Below are 17,204 nucleotides of genomic sequence, written 5' to 3'. Positions count from 1 at the left end.
GAATTTTTTTATTTGTTGTTACGGTTTGTACTACCAAACAAATTTAAACTAAAATATGAAAGAAAAGATTTTAAACCCCGAAAGTGCAGGATGCTCTCCACAATCAATCCTGTTAACTTGGCTGAAGTGAATTTGATGATATGACGCAGTCCCAAAACTTTTCACGAAAAGAATTTTTACAAATCTCTGGTTTGGGGATGGCTGCTGTTTTGTTTGGTTCGTCGTTTACGCAATTGTTTGAGGAAAACGAGAAGCCTTATTTCAAACTAAAACCTATTGGTCGCTCTTTGGAGCTCGATGGATATTACATTTGGTGCAGTTCGCCAATTTGGGGAGAAGACGGGAAAGTACATCTTTTCTACTCACGATGGAAGAAAGAAAAAGGAATGGGAGGTTGGCTCAATGGTTCTGAAATCTGCAGAGCGGTTGCCGATTCGCCTTTTGCGCAATTTGTGCATCAAGAGGTGGTTTTAAATCCGAGAGGTGAAGGTTTTTGGGATGCCACAACTTGTCATAATCCTTTAATTAAAAAGGTTGATGATACATATTATTTGTTTTTCATGGGAACTTCAAACGGAAAAACAAATACCAAAAGAATCGGTTTGGCGACTTCAAAAAGTCTTGAAGGACCATGGAAAAGACCAGACGAACCCTTGCTTTTGCCAGGAAAAGAAGGTTCTTGGGACGATCATTGCACCACCAATCCTGCTTTTGTAAAAGGTAATGACGGAAAATACTGGTTGTTCTACAAATCTTGGAACACTCACGAATACGAAACGCAAAAAGGCGCAGTACGAGGAAACCGAAAATATGGTTTGGCAAAAGCCGACCGTCCAGAAGGTCCTTACGTGAAGATTTCTGAAAATCCTGTTATTGATTTTTCTTCGATGCCCAATAATGCACAACTAGAAGATGCTTTTGTGTGGAAACAGAAAGGAAAATTTCACATGATTGCAAGAGATATGGGTTTTTATAACCATGAATATGGTTTGCATCTCACCACAAAAGATGACGTAAATTGGACGAAACCTGAAGTGGCTTATTTAGATTTGAAACAATACATCAAAGAAGCAGAGCCGCCTAAACATTTGAAACGCTTCGGAAGATTAGAACGCCCAATGTTACTTTTAGACAAAGACGGAAAAACACCAAGATTTTTGTTCGGAGCGACACAGGGAGGAAAATTCGAGACATCAACCACCTTTGTTTTTGAAATTTTAAAGCATTAATTTTTTATATACTTAATTCTTAATATTTATTACTGTAAACCATCAGCAAATTTTGTTGATGGTTTTTTTAACGCAAAGTTGAGAGGAGGCTTCGCTCAGCAAGAGTTCACAAGGGTTTCTGTATTAGATGTGTTTGTGTATTTTTAGTTTTTTATGTTACATAATTTTTTCAGCTTTCATTTGCTGAGCAGAGCGCCCTTGCGACCGAAAAAATATGCGGAGCACTTTTAAAAAATCGTTGCGCTCCTGGTGTTAAATTTTATTTTTACCACAATGGGTATTAATGTTTGTGTGCCTTTATTTAAAATAATACTCTCTGTTTAAAGTAATTTCTTCGTTTGTATCTGTAATAATTTTTATTTGTTTTTTTGAATCTAAGTAATCACGAATTGACTGAAAGCTTTTAAAATAGGATACTTCGTGACCGTCGATTGACTTTAAAATATCACCTACTGCAATCTTATTTTTTCTAATATTATCGCTTTCCTTTATTACTTTTGCAACGATTATCTTGCCTTCGTTTGCATATAAATAAAATCCGAAACTTGAAAAATTATATGGTTCAAGAGATTTCGAGAAAGGATAAATCATATATTTTTTGGTAAATGGGTCAATAATAAGATTTCCTAATTTTCTAAAAAATTGAAAACCTAAAGTCGCTGAATAAATTATATTGTCTCTGTTCTCTGCGTAAGGAGTTTGTTTTCGGGGTAATTTGGCGCTTCCCAAATTGAATGAATAGCTATTGTCTGAAAATAGATATGTATTATTATTACCTCTTCCAGCAGCACCAATATCTCCCCATCCTTCAATTGTGAGTTTTCTTTTTTTGTTGAAAAGCTTTTCAAAAGAATCTGTTTTTACAGTAAGATATTGAGAGCTGTCGCCGAAATCAATTTGTATTTCTAAAGGTTTGTTGTTAATATAGGCGTCCATTGTATGATTATTAACATATTTTTTTCCTATTGAGAACGGAATTTCGTAAATAGTTTTTTGTGTTATCTGATTTTTTGAGAAATGAAATTCATTATTATCAAAATTGAAATTCCAAACATATTGATTGATGATATCGGCTCCCAGAATTGCATCTATCTTCATTGGGAATACAGAAAGGTCGGCTATATCAATAGGGAAGTTAGAGAATGATGTGTCACCAAATTGAAAAGATTTAATAACAGTTTTCTTTACATCGAAATTTTTTCCGTTTGCATCAATAACTTGCGCTGTTTCTTTTAGTTCTTTTAAATTATTTCTTTTGTAGAAATTTTGGTCAACCGTTGTATTAGAAAAACCATTGTCCCAAACTATATTTGCTTCTTTTCCATCAATTATTCCTTTAAAAATAATCAATCCGTCAATCTCAAAAGAGACTTTGTTGGGATTGTCTGTTGTAACTGTTTGTGCATGAAGTTGACTTTGAATAAATGCAAAAACAATTAGAAGAATGCGGAATCTTTTTTTCATGAGTTGTGTTTTTGAAATTTTATCTAAATGTAAAGAAAAAGCATATATCTGAATGTAGTAAAATTTAAATTTTGAAAGACTTAATCAAATTTATTTTAATATTTTTGAAACTATTAAACGGAATCGGAAGCATGAATTTTGAAGATTTTATCATCTCGCCAAGAAATTTCAAGACAGAAAACTGGCAAATCGGAAACAGAATTACCAAAGAAATAAAAGAAGACAGCATTGTTCTTCTGTTTGTGTCCGATTATCGTGGGGCAAATGGCGACGCTGAAGTGCAAGATTTTACGGCAATTCGTAAAGAGTTTTACCAACTTTCTCAGCTCGATTTCGAGATTCCGATTGTGGATTTGGGAGATTTGGTTTCTGGGAAATCTGTTCAAGATTCACATTATGTTTTGCAGGAAGTTTTATCGGCTTGTCATTACAAAAGAGCAATTCCGGTTATTGTGGGAGGTTCTAATGATTTTGCGTTTTCGCTTTTTTCTGGGCTGAATTTTCATCAAAATCATATCAATTATACGCAAATCAGCAATATCATTTCGCTAAAACAAGGCGAAGAAATTAATGAATATACTTTTCTAGGTAAGATTTTTGGGGCAAAAAATTTCTCTATAAAAAATTATCATCATTTAGGATATCAAAAACATTTAAATGAAAACGATTCGGTAAAGTTGATAAAAGAAGTAGAATTCGATATCGTTCGTCTCGCCGAAATGATGAATTCTACCGAAAAAACCGAGCCTTTTTTTAGAAAAGCAGATTTGGTAACGGTAAATTGCGATGCTATTGAAAGTTTTAGCGACGCTTTTTCGATGAATCCGCAAGTAAATGGGTTGAATCGTAGAGAAATCTGCGCGTACATGAAAGAAATCGGGTTGAGCGAAAATTTGAAATCTGTAGGGATTTTCAACTATAATATTTATTCAGATAATAAACTGAATCATCAGCTTTTAGCACAAATGCTTTGGTATTTAATAGAAGGAATCAATATTCAGCGTTCGCATCCGAAAGAAAGACAATACGAACTCTTTTATGTCTTAATTAATGAAAGACAATATGCTTTCAAACGCGATACATTCAGCAATCTTTGGTATTTTGGAGATGATGAAAACATCGAAAACTGTATTCCTTGCTCCAGAAAAGATTTTGATGATGCGAAGAAAGGATGGCTAAGTCCCAGATTTACGAAAGATTAGTTTTTTGTGAAGCGGCGAAGCCGCGAAATGTTGGTAAAGAAAAAAATAAACTTTGAAATTAAGAGCAGCGAAGCTGCGAAATATTGGTAATGACCAGTCTAAACGCAAATAAAGTTTCGGTAATTGTTCCCGTTTACAACGTAGAATTGTATCTGGAGAAATGTCTTTTGTCTTTGGTGAAACAAACTTTAGACGAAATCGAAATTATTATTGTAAATGATGGAAGTAAAGACGGTTCGCAGAAAATTATTGACGATTTTTCGACTAAATATCCGAACAAAATAAAATCTTTTACCAAAGAAAATGGAGGTTTGAGTGATGCCCGAAATTTTGGACTCGACCACGCTTCCGGAGATTTTATTGGCTTTGTTGATAGTGATGATTATGTTTTTGAAAGGATGTTTGAAGAAATGTATCATCTCGCTATAAAGCACGATGCTGAAATGGTGATTTGTAACATTCAGAAAGTTGATCAGAACGGAAAAATCACACAAAAATTGACGCAAATACCAAATATGCCTGAAAAAATTGATTTGGAAAGTAATTTTTCCGTATTTTCAGATCTGAGTTATTTTGCGTGCAATAAGCTTTTTAAAAAAGAGCTTTTTGAGGGTAAAAGATTCAAAAGAAGAGTGCATTTTGAAGATATTCAATTAGTTCCGCAGCTTTTACTTTGCTGCAAAACGATTGCTCAAACTCAAGAATATTATTATCAATATTTGGAAAGAACCGATTCTATTACCAAAACCCACACAGAACGGGGATTGGATATTCTAAAAGCGGTGCAAGATGTGGAGTTTTCTTTTGAAAAATCTCGATATGCAGGGAGGAAATCTGAACTTAAGAATTTTCAGATTTTGGAAGGTGTTTATACTTTTTTAGCTTATCTCGCCTATGTAAAAGATGATGACGTTTTTGTAAAGATGAGCACTGAATTGGATCGTTTCAGACGGGAAAGAAATGTTAAAATTAAAGATATCTTATTTTACAGGAGGTTTGATAAGAATTATCTTTTATCTTTGCCGACGAAGAAAAAAATTTATTATCTGCTTTATTTTGGTGGTTTTTATGGTAGCTTGAGAAGGTTTCTGTAAAAGTTGCTGCTAATTGGGCAGTACAACAAAAACTAGAATGAAGAATTTTGAATTGTTCTTGCAGCATACAGGATTGCCATTTTTTTATCTAAAAGTGGGTTTGGCGATGCTTTTTAGTTTCGTTATAACATTTTACTCTGTTCCTACAATTATTAGAATTTCTCGAAGAAAAAATCTTATGGATGAGCCTGGACAAAGGAGTTCTCATCTCAGAAAAATTCCTAATTTGGGAGGAATTGCTATTTTCTATTCTATCGGAATTTGTGCGTCGGTTTTTGCCTACGAAATTTTCGATTTGTATAAATTTCTTTTCGCTTCGCTTATTATTTTGCTTTATATTGGTGTGATGGATGACATCATGGTGATGAGAGCTTACAAAAAACTGATTGCTCAGATTTTGGTTTCGGTACTTATTGTGATGGGTTCCGACGTTCGTATACGCAGCTTTTTTGGAATCTTTGGGATTTATGAGCTGAATTATTATTTCAGCGTTATTTTTACAGTTGTTACATTTATTATACTTATTAATGCATTCAATTTAATTGATGGAATCGATGGTTTAGCCGGAGGTTACTCGCTCTTATGTAGTGCATTATTTGGGATTAGTTATTTTAGATTGGGAAGCTATAATTATCCATTGGTAATTTTGTCGGTCTGTATTATTGGTTCTGTATTGGCATTTTTGTATTACAATATGTCTAATTACCGGAATACGAAAATATTTATGGGAGATACAGGGTCTATGTTACTCGGTTTTCTTCTGGCTTTTACGGCGGTTTGCTTCATTGATATTTTTATCGATAAGAAAATTCCTGGGATGCCTCGTTATTATTTACAGGCGGCACCGGCTATTGCTGTTGCGATTCTTATTCTTCCAATTGTAGATACGCTTAATGTAATTATTGTAAGGCTTATTACCGGAAAATCTGTACTTTCAGCAGATAAAAATCATATACACCACAAACTTCTTAGGATGAACCTTACACACAGAAGATCAAGTTTTTACATCATGTGTTATTATCTTATGATTGTGGCTGTTGCCTATTATTTACGACATATTGAAGTAAATCTGTTGTTGGTAGTAGTATTATTTCTTGGTTTTATAGGAGCGTATTTGCCAGATATGATATGCCTTTTAAAAACACAGAAAAGCGAGGCTAAAGTGTAAAATTCTATTTTGTAATTCAATCAAACTCATTAATGAAAAATATTAATTATCTATTTTTAATTCTCCCATTCTTTATCATTTCGTGTATTACACCAAAAGACGTGAAGTATATGCAGCCTAGCGAAAGCTTGGTGATTAACGAAGAAGGGCTTGTTCCATATAATATTCCAGTGTACAGGGTTACGAAGAACGATATCTTAAAGCTAGATATTGTGACCACACCAAAAGGAGATGCAGCTCAGTTTTATTCGTCACTCTACGGAACCAATGGAAACATCAATACCGGAACAAGTATTAACGTTGCCGGTGGTGGTGGAAATGGAGGAAGCGCAATGATTTATTTTACAGGGCTTAAAGTAGAGCCTACTGGAGATATCAATATTTTCGGGATAGGATTTATTAAAGCTGAAGGTAGAACTATTGCGGAGATCTCTAAAGACATTCAGGAGAAAGTAAACGAAAACTTTCAGGAGGGGAAATCTGAGGTTCGTTTAACAACAGCAGGAATTACTTATTATATTTTAGGTGATGTAGAAACTACTGGAATGACGGGCGAAAAAGTTGCGATGAAAAATACATTAAACTTATCTGAAGCAATTTCTATGAATGGAGGTTTAAACCGCACCATTGATAGAACCAATATTGTGATTCACAGAAAATACCCTGAAGGAATTAAAGTGGCTAAAATTGACCTTACAAGAGAAGATGTGATGAACTCTCCTTATTATTATGTTCAAAACGGAGACGAGATCTATTTAAGCACCAGAAGGAAAAGTCTTAATGGTTTCGGAAAAGATCCTGTTCAGACTATCATGACCGGAGTTACGGCATTTACGACAGCTTTATCACTATATCTACTTATTAAAAATCTTTAATATGATTCCAGAAAAAGAAAAAAAAGCAGATAAAATACAGCATAAAGAAAAAGGAAGTTCTTTTGCCTTTTTCGATATCGAGCATTTCATTAAAAGAGTAATCAGGAATTGGTATCTTTTTGTTTTTGCGTTTTTAATAGGGTATGGTATTGCGCATATTTATGGTAAGTATTACGCACAGAATGTTTATGCTTCAAGTTTATCATTAAGTGTTTCTAATAATACAGCAAGTTATTTCACTCCAAGCCAGTCTATTAACTTTATTTGGGGGCAAGGAGGAAATCAGGACGGGATTTTTCTTAAAAAAATGTTGCTCTCTCGTACACACAACGAATTTTTAGTAAAAGAATTAGGTTTGTTTGTAAATTATAAAACTAAAGGTGTAATAAAAGCGACATATCTTGATAGGGAAGATTCTCCTGTATTTGTAGAAGTAGACAAAAAGCATCTTCAGCAGGTAAATTATCCGATTACGATTATACCTAAAGGAAATGATAATTATGAAGTACAACTGCCTGAAGAGGGAGAATCTACCATTCTTTATAGTTATCAATACGAAGGCTATAGCAATATCGATCCGTATTCTAGACCAGAAAATAAAACGATTAAAGTAAATCAATGGTACACCACACCCAATCTTAGATTTAGGTTGGTTCCAAACCCAAAGACACTTGCCATTAAGCTGGAGAATATTATTGTTGAGCTTTCTCCAGTAAATGATGCCGTAAATGGTATTGTAAACACCATGGGGATTGAGTTTGATAAAGAAATCAATACCATCATGATTATCACAAAATCTGGTTATAATCTAAACAGTACGGTAAGTTTTCTAAACAAATCTGTTGAAGAGCTTCAGAAGAAAAGAACGATTGATAAAAACACGGTAGACCTTAATACTAAAGATTACCTTGATGAAAATTTAGCAAAAATCCGTAAAAAATTGGATTCTAGCGCGCAGGTAATGAATTATCTCAAAACTACCGAAAAGCTTTACGATATTAAAGATAGAGATGAAAAGGCTATCCAAAAAATAAAAGAATTAGAAGCTAAGAAAGCAGATATTGTAAGTAAACTAAGTTCTTTAAATACGATCCGTAGAAATGTAGACGGACAAAATTTTGAGAAAATGATCAGTACATCTGCTGCAGGCTTCCAAGACGGGCTGTTTCAGGCTTCTGTGTCAGAAATGAAAGCTTTGTACGCAAAGAGAAGAGAAATGGCTACCATTTATACTCCAAACTCTGAGCCTATGAGAGAAATCAATAGGCTGATTAGTGAGGCAAGGGTAAATTCTAACGGAGCGCTTAGCAACTACTACAATGTTTATAACAGCGAAGTTGCAAAGATAGATCGAGAAATTGCTATGATGAATATGGATTTAGATACCTATCCTGAAAAGCAAAGAAAATATCTGGATGCAGAGCGCGGCTATAATATGATTGAAGCTACGTACAACAGTATCTTATCTAGACAAAACGAAAGCCAACTAAGGTTAGCAACAAATAAATCTGACATCTCTGTGATAGACCCTGCTAAAAACTTAGGTCAAGGTCCGATCGGTCCCAATGTGAAAGGCACAAAAACGATGATTATTGGAGGATTACTTGCTATACCTTTACTTATCTTGGTGATTGGAGTACTGTTAGACACCAAAGTAAGAAGCATTAAAGAATTGCTAAGCGTTACAAGAATTCCATTAATTGGGGTTGTTGGAAATAACGGAAATGGAGACAGTATGTTGACGGTTTTAGAGCAATCCAAATCTTCGGTTGCAGAATCATTTAGAGGAATTCGTGCTAATTTACGTTTTCTAGGGGGGGATGCTAATAAAAGCAAAGTAATATTGGTAACTTCTTCGGTTGGAGGAGAAGGTAAAACTTATGTCTCGATTAACTTATCTTCTGTTTTGGGATTAAGTGATAAAAAAACCATTTTGTTGGGGATGGATCTTAGAAAACCAAAAATTTTTAACGATTTTAAAATCGATAACAAATTTGGTATTTCAAACTATCTTACAGGAGAGGTGTCTATCGATAAGGTAATCAACAAAACCAAGATTCCAAATCTGGATGTAGTTACATCAGGGCCAATTCCGCCAAATCCTTCGGAACTTTTAATGAGTGAAAAGAATATTCAGTTCATCGAGCAACTTCGTACAATGTATGATTTTATTGTGATAGATTCACCTCCGGTTGGTTTGGTAGCAGACTCATTTGATCTTATGAAGCATTCGGATGCCAATATTTATGTTGTAAGGCATGAGTACACAGAAAAATATATGATGAAGATGATTACCGAAAAATATCACGATGGAGAAGTTAAACAACTCGGTTTTGTTTATAACGATTACAATACAAAACAAGGTTACGGCTACGGTTACGGCTATGGTTACGGCTATGGATATGGATACTTTGATGAAGATAGGAACTATAAAGAACCATTCCTAATCCGTCTCAAAAACTTGTTTAATGAGTATTTTGGTAAAAAATAAAAATAACTAGCCCTTCTTCAAGAGGGGTTAGTTTTTGATAAGAATTGTAAAATTGAGGAAGTTTTAAAATAAAAGGTTTTTAAATTTTTTTTATGCAGTATGCAAAAGAAATATAAAGCTGTCTAAAATTTGGAAATCGGCTTTAGAATAGCAGAAAAAGAATATTTTTAACATTTTGCCGTTTAGATACTAATTAATTATGTTTTTTTGTTTATTTTTAACTAATCATTAAGATTATCATTAATATAAAAATGTTTTATATTTGCAAAAATTAAATTTTAAAATAACCATAAATCCGTATTCTTTTATGAATAAAAAATTATTGTTTAGCTTCCTTGCCATGATGAGTGTAATGGTATCAGTGAAAGCTCAAAGAAACGAAGTGGGAATTCGACTTGGGATGAGTAATCTTGTTGGCGATATCGGCAAAACAAATTATATTCTGCAGAAACCTTTGGATTTAGACAGAGCTTCCGAGTGGGGATTTCCTTTTTATGGTGGGTTATTATATAGATTTAATTTCAATCCGTACCAAACTGTTAGATTAGACCTTGGGTACAACCAAGTTCAGTTTAGTGATAAAGCCGCTAAAGAAGAATATAGAAGGAACCGTAATGCCTACGGGAAAAACAATATCTATGAAGCAAGTTTATTGTTCGAATACAACTTCTTCCCAGTAAACAACGAGCAAATGAGCATGGTAAGCCCATACATCTTTGCCGGTTTCGGAGGAATTATGTTTGATGCTCCTAAAGCTACGGTAAAACACGATTATAGAAGAGATGCCAACGGAGTTGCACAAGCACCAATTGATGAGCTAGACTTTGTAACTACTGTAGACTACTCTTTAGGAAATAAAATTGCGCCAATTGTACCATTTGGTGTTGGTTTGAAGTATAAATTTAACCACGGATGGGCAGTTTTTGCAGAAGCTACTTTCAGGCTTGCTATTACAGATCAGCTAGATCATAGCAAAATTTTGAAGACAGATGTAAACTCAAGCTTCAATGGAGATATCTTAAACCCAGCTACAGGAGGCTCATTGTTGCAAACTGGAAACTATTATGTTGTTGCTAAAGAAAGAGAAAAAGAATTCATCAACAAAAGAAGTTTAGGAGATTCTGAAAATAGAGATTGGTTGAATACATTCAGCCTTGGTCTTACTTACTCTTTTGGTAGGCCACCATGTTATTGTGATTAATTCAATTATGTCGTTGATTAAAGAAAAAATAGACCCAGAAAAATTGCCTAAGCACGTCGCTATCATTATGGATGGTAACGGTAGATGGGCAAAATCTAGAGGAGAACAAAGAACTTTTGGCCATAAAAACGCCATTAATGCGGTAAGAAATGCAATTAATGCATGTAACGAAATACATATTCCTTACCTTACACTTTATACATTTTCATCTGAAAACTGGAATCGTCCTGAAGAAGAAGTTAGTACTTTAATGAACCTTCTTACAGAAACGCTTTTGCTTGAAGCTGAAGAAATTTTTACTAAAGGACTGCGTCTGCATGTTATCGGTAACGTAGATAAACTTTCTCCCTTGGTAAAAGACCAGCTCATGCATGTGGTAGATCTTACCAAAGATAATACCAAAGGCAATCTAATCCTCGCAATTAGCTATGGTTCTCAGGAAGAAATTCTTTCTGCCGTAAAAAAAATCAGTGCTGATGTGAAAGAAGGAAAAGTAAAAACAGAAGAGATTAACGAAGAGTTATTTGAAAACTATTTATATACAAAAGATTTCCCACCTGTAGATCTGCTTATTAGAACTAGTGGAGAAGTGCGAATTAGCAATTTTCTTCTTTGGCAAATAGCATATGCAGAACTACAATTCTTGAATATTCTTTGGCCAGATTTTACCAAAGACATTTTCTTTCAATGTATTGTAGATTATCAAAACAAAGAAAGAAGGTACGGCCTTACAGGGGAACAAATACAAATCCAGTAAATTTTTTAGAAAAGAAAGACTACGATAAAATGAAGTTTAGATTATTACCCATCATTATGTTTGCGGCTTCTGCACATTTTTATGGACAAGTAACACCACAGGACAGCACCGCGGTAAGCACCGGAGTTCTGGCAGAAAATCAACAGGGAGCATATACTCTCAAAGATATTGTTGTGGATGGGGTAAAAAAATATACACCTGCTCAAATCTTTAGATTTACAGGTTTATCAAAAGGAGAAATTGTGGATATTCCAGGACAAAAGATCAGCAGTGCGATCAAAAAACTTTGGGATACACAGTCTTTTTCTGAGGTAGAAGTATATATTGAAAGTATTGAAGGTGAAACTGTAGTTTTAAAATTCTATCTTCAGGATCTTAAAGAGCTTGGAGAAGTAAAATTTACAGGGAAAGGAATTGGTAAATCTAAAAATGAAAAACTGGCAAAAGATAATAATCTGAAACCAGGAACCAAGATTACCCAAAACCTTATTTCAGGTCTGAAAACCAATATTCCTAAAGATTATGTTAAAAAAGGATTTGCGGATGCAAGTATTAGTATTCAGGATAAAGTGAATGCTAATGATCCAAACATGGTCGATTGGACGATTAATGTTGACAAAGGTAAGAGAGTCAAAATTAGCCATATCGAGTTTGAAGGCAATAATAACGTAACTGATGCAAAACTTAGAAAGAAAGCATTTAAAGAAACCAAACAGAAGAGATTCGGGATTGGAGGTATTATGAAGTCTTCTAAGTTTATTGAAGAAAAATATAAAGAAGATAAACAAAGTCTTGTAAGCTATTACAATTCTTTAGGATACAGAGATGCTGCGATTGTTTCTGATTCTGTGTGGAGAAATAAAAAAAATAACTACGAGATCAATGTAAAGTTGAACGAAGGTAAGCAATATTACATTGGTGATATTACATTTACCGGAAATACAATATATCCTACCGAGTATCTTCAAAGAATGCTTGGTTACAAAAAAGGAGATATTTACGATGCAGTAGGATTCAACAAAAAAGTAGGTGAAGATGGTGGTAAAGAAGATGATTCTGACATCAAATCTATCTATATGAATAATGGGTACCTTTTCTCAAATGTTACTCCGGTAGAAAAATCGGTTACAGGAAACGCGGTAAATCTTGAAATCAGAATTACTGAAGGCGAACAAGCTACTTGGAACCGTGTTACTTGGGAAGGAAATACAACAACGCACGACCATGTTATTCTTCGTTCACTGAGAACAAAACCGGGAGAGCTTTTCAAGAAAACAGAGATAAAAAGAACTTATTTCGATCTTGCAGGGATGTCATTCTTTGATCCTCAGCAAATCGGACAGGATATAAACCCAAATCCTCAGGATAATACAGTAGATGTTAACTGGAAATTAGTAGAAAAGGGTTCTTCTCAGGTTCAGCTTCAAGCAGGTTACGGTGGTAACAGCTTTATCGGAACTTTAGGACTTACTTTTAATAATTTTTCATTAAGAAACTTCCTGAAGTTTAAAGACTTTAAACCTGTACCTCAAGGAGACGGGCAAACACTTTCTATTCAAGCGCAAGCAGGGCAGTACTTCCAGAATTATGGTATCTCATTTACAGAACCATGGTTGTTCGGTACAAGACCTACAGCTCTTTCTGTAAGTGTGAATAATTCTAGGGTAAACTATAATCAAGTTGTTGGCCCAGATCAAAAGCTTAATATTTTCTCAGCGTCTACTGGGTTGAATAGACTTCTAAAATGGCCAGATGATTATTTCTCCCTTTATACTGGTTTACAGTATCAGAAATATGACTTTAGCAATTATCCATTTGAATTTGGATCGTCTACAGAATATTATGGTAGTGCAAACAACTTCAGTTTAAACATCGGTTTAAGCAGAAACTCTGCAGGGGTAGATCCAATCTTCCCAACGATGGGTTCAAATGTTGAATTATCTGGTAAATTTACGCCACCATACTCATTGTTTAAGAATAAAGACTATTCTACAATGTCGAATATCGACAAGTATAAATGGATGGAGTTCTACAAAATCAAGTTTAAAGCAGATTTGTATAACGAAGTTTTAGGTAAACTTGTATTGAGATCTTCTGCCGAAATGGGATTCATGGATGGATATGATAAAGCTCTTGGAGCTCCACCTTTCGAAAGGTTCTACGTAGGGGGAACCGGGCTTTTTGGTGGTAGATACGACGGTAGAGAGCTTATCCCTTTAAGAGGTTATGAAAATGCTTCTACTTACGGAGGTACCATTGATGATATTACACCAAGAGGAGGAGGTACTATTTATAACAGATTTACGTTAGAATTAAGATATCCAATCTCAATGAGCCAAACCGCAAAGATATATGCACTTACTTTTGCTGAAGGTGGTAACGTATGGAATACTTGGTCTACCTACAATCCTTTCCAACTTAAAAGATCGATGGGTGTAGGGGTAAGAGTTTATATGGGAGCCTTTGGTTTGATTGGTTTTGACTTCGCTTATGGTTTCGATAAAACTATTTTGGGAACAGAACCGGCTGGTTGGAAGACTCACTTCTTAATGAACCAATCTTTATAATTATGAAAATTTTAAAAGCTTTTATTTTTGTTTTCGTTTTTTCTGCACTTTCTTTTGTGAATGCACAAAAAGTGGGAGTGGTAGATACAGAATATATTTTGGGAATGCTTCCACAATATAAAGAGGCTGAAGCTAGGCTCAATTCACAGATCGATACTTGGGAAAAAGAATTGCAAACCTTACAGTCTGACTACGAAAAAAAGAGATCAGCTTTTGAAAACGAAAAAGTTTTATTAATTGGAGATCAACTCAGACTTCGTGAAAAGGAAGTTTTAGATTTAGAGAAAAATATAAAAACTACTACAAGCTTAAGATTTGGCTCGGCTGGTGAAATTAGCAAACTAAGAGCAAACTTAATGCAACCTTTCCAAGACCAGATTTGGGCAGCAATCCAGAGAATGTCTGAAAAGAATGGTTTGGGGATGGTTTTAGATAAAACAGAAAATAATGTGATCTTCCTTCAGAAAAGATTCGACTATACCGATAAGGTTTTAGACATTCTTTTAAAAGATCAAGATAAAGACAAAAAGAGCAAAAAATAAATTAAGATTGCAGTTATTAACTTTTTACTATTTTTGCAATCAAAGAAAAAACAAAAATTATTTACTTACCTATTATGAAAAAATTAAGTGTATTATTTGCAGCGATATTGATGATGGCCTCTTTCGGAATGGCTAAAGCGCAAAAAGTAGCTACTTTAGACGTTTTCGGAGTTCTTAACGCAATGCCTGAGAAAAAGAAAGCAGATGCAGATCTTAAAACATTTACAGATACTAAAGAAGCTGAGATTAAAAAGAAAATGGAAGCAGCTCAAACTAAGTATGACCTTTATATGAAAGAAGCTCAAGGTAAAACTGAAGCAGAAAACAAAGCTAGAGGTGAAGAAATGAAAAAACTTCAGGACGAGATTACTGCTATGCAGCAAAAAGCTCAAAAAGATCTTCAAGCTAAGCAAGATGCAGCTTTCAATCCAATTGAAACTAAGCTGAATGCAGCAATCGAAAAAGTTTCTAAAGCTGCTGGTTATGAGTATATCTTAGATGGTAACTCTACGTCTCTTGTTTACAAAAATGGTCCAGACATCACTGATGCTGTAAAAAAAGAATTAGGAATTAAGTAATTTATTTAATAACCCAATAATAATAGCCACCTTTATGTTATATTAAAGGTGGTTTTTTTATTTTTGTGCCATGGAAAGAGAAGTATCGACTACGGTAAAAGTTAGGTTTAATGATTGTGATCCTCTAGGACATCTTAATAATGTAAAATATTTAGATTACATGTTCAATGCAAGAGAAGATCACGTGGAGACTTTTTACGGTTTTACCTACGAAGAATATACAAAAAAAACAGGATGCACGTGGATTGCCGTTCAGAACGAGATCGCTTATCTTAGGGAAGTGCGTTACAACACGCAGGTTGTTATTAGCAGTAAAACCATCGATGTTGGTGAGCGTACTGCCAAAGTGGAGATTTTAATGAAAAGTCTTGACGAAAAGACAATTCATGCGGTTCTTTGGGTTACAGTTATTTATTTTAACGTGAAAACAAGACGTTCAGAAACGCACCCTCAAGATATTATCGAAACCTTTGGTAAATTTTATGTAGACTTGGATCAAAAAGATTTTCAGTCGAGAGTTAAATTTTTAAGAGTACAAAATGCAAAAAACTCATAATATGAAAAAAATAGCGGTTATTGGAGGAAACGGTCAGTTGGGAAACTGTATCAGAAAAATTTCTCAAGATTTTGAAAATCAATATGAGTTTATTTTCACCGATTCAAAAACATTAGATATTACAGATAAAGATCAAATTGAAGATTTTTTCTACGATAATAAACCTGAATTCTGTATCAACGCTTCTGCATATACTGCAGTAGATTTAGCAGAAAAAGAAGAAGAAAAGGCTTTTGCTGTGAACGCAGAAGGTGTCGCAAATTTGGCAGAAGTTTGTAAAGAATATAAAACCACGCTCATTCACGTTTCAACAGACTATGTTTTTGATGGCGAAACCAATTTAGATTATTCTGAAGACGATTTCACCAATCCAATCGGTGTCTACGGAGCGTCAAAAAGAGAAGGAGAGGAAAGTGCTTTGGATAATAACCCGAAAACAATCATTCTTCGTACCTCTTGGTTGTATTCTGAGTTTAATAAAAACTTTGTGAAAACAATGCTAAATTTATTTGCTCAAAAAGACGAACTTGGAATTGTTGCAGACCAGTTTGGGCAACCAACCAATTCCAACGATTTGGCAGAAGCAATTATGAAAATCATCACTTCTGAACAAAAAACCTACGGTATTTTTCACTTTTCAAACTATCCTGAAACAACTTGGTTTGAATTTGCGCAAAAAATTGCCGAATTTTCTGGATCTAAAGTTAAACTCAATGCTTTAACAACCGAGCAATATCCAACGCCTGCAAAAAGGCCAAAACGCAGCACGATGAATTTAGAAAAAATCGAAAAATTTTATAAAATTGAACCAAAGCATTGGGAAAATAGCCTTCAAGAGGCAGTCGCAATTCTTCAGAACTAATATTTTAGGATGAATAAATTTCAAACCTTGCTTTTCCTTATTTGTGCGCAGCTGTTTTTTGCACAGAATGTTCTTTTGAATAAGGTAGAAAAAGTGCACGACAATAAAGATAAATTTTTTTATTTCCTTTCTGAGAAAAATCACAACTCGGAATATCTTGGTGAAGTAGAAGTTCGCGGTTTCACAAAAGATGACCCAGAAATTTTTTCGGCAGTTTATAAAAAAGCAAAAGAAGTGGGTGCAAATTCTTTTTGCTTTAAACCATTTGAAAAAGTAGACGGTTCTTTAGCTAAGTTTGATCCTGTGCATTACCGTTTGAGTTTATATTATACACCAAAAAGTGTGTTCGATAGCTCAAAAGGGAAAATTTATATTTTTGCTTCTTCAGACAAAGACCAAAAAATTAGAGTGAACAATACCGATTATATTCTAGCGCCAAGGTCGTTTATTGAAATTCCAGCAGAAGTTGGAGAAATATATACGGTTTCTACCAAAAAACTTTTAGGCTCCACGATAAAAGTCCAAACAAAAACCGAGAATACAAGTTATTACTTCCTGGTTTCATCCTCAAAAGTAAAAGCAGACGACAGCGGAGTAGGCGGCCTCAACTTAAAATCT

At 34.3% G+C, this 17,204-nt stretch carries 15 protein-coding genes; 14 read left to right on the top strand and 1 reads right to left on the bottom strand.

Going from position 1 to position 17,204, the window contains the following annotated elements; all coding sequences use genetic code 11:
* Window positions 1-140: 140 nt before the first annotated feature.
* Window positions 141-1,229, top strand: coding sequence for a glycoside hydrolase family protein (locus AC2A1D_RS09215; RefSeq protein WP_484043347.1), 1,089 nt, complete (start codon window positions 141-143; stop codon window positions 1,227-1,229).
* 297 nt (window positions 1,230-1,526) lie between these two features.
* Here the strand turns inward: AC2A1D_RS09215 and AC2A1D_RS09210 are convergent, their stop codons facing one another.
* Window positions 1,527-2,693 (bottom strand): retropepsin-like aspartic protease, encoded by a 1,167-nt coding sequence (locus AC2A1D_RS09210; protein WP_484043346.1) that lies wholly within the window; start codon window positions 2,691-2,693, stop codon window positions 1,527-1,529.
* 131 nt (window positions 2,694-2,824) lie between these two features.
* On the opposite strand from AC2A1D_RS09210, the gene AC2A1D_RS09205 reads away from it, so the two are divergent.
* The 13 genes from AC2A1D_RS09205 to AC2A1D_RS09145 all read left to right on the top strand — a co-directional run.
* Window positions 2,825-3,895, top strand: coding sequence for a formimidoylglutamase (locus tag AC2A1D_RS09205; protein WP_484043808.1), 1,071 nt, complete (start codon window positions 2,825-2,827; stop codon window positions 3,893-3,895).
* Window positions 3,896-3,984: 89 nt separating this feature from the next.
* Window positions 3,985-4,989 (top strand): glycosyltransferase family 2 protein, encoded by a 1,005-nt coding sequence (locus tag AC2A1D_RS09200; protein WP_484043345.1) that lies wholly within the window; start codon window positions 3,985-3,987, stop codon window positions 4,987-4,989.
* A gap of 37 nt (window positions 4,990-5,026) precedes the next feature.
* A complete protein-coding gene (locus AC2A1D_RS09195) occupies window positions 5,027-6,157 on the top strand; it encodes a glycosyltransferase family 4 protein (protein WP_484043344.1) in 1,131 nt (376 codons plus the stop codon).
* Between the two features lie 32 nt (window positions 6,158-6,189).
* Window positions 6,190-7,032, top strand: coding sequence for a polysaccharide biosynthesis/export family protein (locus tag AC2A1D_RS09190; protein ID WP_484043343.1), 843 nt, complete (start codon window positions 6,190-6,192; stop codon window positions 7,030-7,032).
* A gap of 1 nt (window position 7,033) precedes the next feature.
* The gene (locus AC2A1D_RS09185) at window positions 7,034-9,523 is read left to right on the top strand and encodes an exopolysaccharide transport family protein (RefSeq protein WP_484043342.1); all 2,490 of its coding nucleotides are present in this window, start codon (window positions 7,034-7,036) and stop codon (window positions 9,521-9,523) included.
* 307 nt (window positions 9,524-9,830) lie between these two features.
* On the top strand, window positions 9,831-10,724 hold the full coding sequence (porG, locus tag AC2A1D_RS09180; RefSeq protein WP_484043341.1) for a type IX secretion system protein PorG: 894 nt from the start codon (window positions 9,831-9,833) through the stop codon (window positions 10,722-10,724).
* A 7-nt stretch (window positions 10,725-10,731) separates the two neighbouring features.
* Window positions 10,732-11,481, top strand: coding sequence for a polyprenyl diphosphate synthase (gene uppS / locus AC2A1D_RS09175; RefSeq protein ID WP_484043340.1), 750 nt, complete (start codon window positions 10,732-10,734; stop codon window positions 11,479-11,481).
* A gap of 29 nt (window positions 11,482-11,510) precedes the next feature.
* Window positions 11,511-14,048 (top strand): outer membrane protein assembly factor BamA, encoded by a 2,538-nt coding sequence (gene bamA / locus AC2A1D_RS09170; RefSeq protein WP_484043339.1) that lies wholly within the window; start codon window positions 11,511-11,513, stop codon window positions 14,046-14,048.
* Window positions 14,049-14,050: 2 nt separating this feature from the next.
* Window positions 14,051-14,590 (top strand): OmpH/Skp family outer membrane protein, encoded by a 540-nt coding sequence (locus tag AC2A1D_RS09165; protein WP_484043338.1) that lies wholly within the window; start codon window positions 14,051-14,053, stop codon window positions 14,588-14,590.
* Between the two features lie 74 nt (window positions 14,591-14,664).
* A complete protein-coding gene (locus AC2A1D_RS09160) occupies window positions 14,665-15,168 on the top strand; it encodes an OmpH/Skp family outer membrane protein (RefSeq protein WP_484043337.1) in 504 nt (167 codons plus the stop codon).
* 70 nt (window positions 15,169-15,238) lie between these two features.
* Complete coding sequence (locus AC2A1D_RS09155) at window positions 15,239-15,724, top strand: acyl-CoA thioesterase (RefSeq protein WP_484043336.1); 486 nt, start codon at window positions 15,239-15,241, stop codon at window positions 15,722-15,724.
* A 1-nt stretch (window position 15,725) separates the two neighbouring features.
* On the top strand, window positions 15,726-16,586 hold the full coding sequence (rfbD, locus tag AC2A1D_RS09150; protein ID WP_484043335.1) for a dTDP-4-dehydrorhamnose reductase: 861 nt from the start codon (window positions 15,726-15,728) through the stop codon (window positions 16,584-16,586).
* A gap of 9 nt (window positions 16,587-16,595) precedes the next feature.
* Window positions 16,596-17,204: hypothetical protein (locus tag AC2A1D_RS09145; RefSeq protein WP_484043334.1), on the top strand; the 609-nt coding region annotated here is incomplete at its 3' end.

The sequence above is a fragment of the Chryseobacterium sp. HNCC26DJ239 genome (assembly GCF_057180445.1).
The sequence above is the reverse complement of the archived record's forward strand: the minus strand, read 5'-3'. Positions and strand labels throughout refer to the sequence as shown.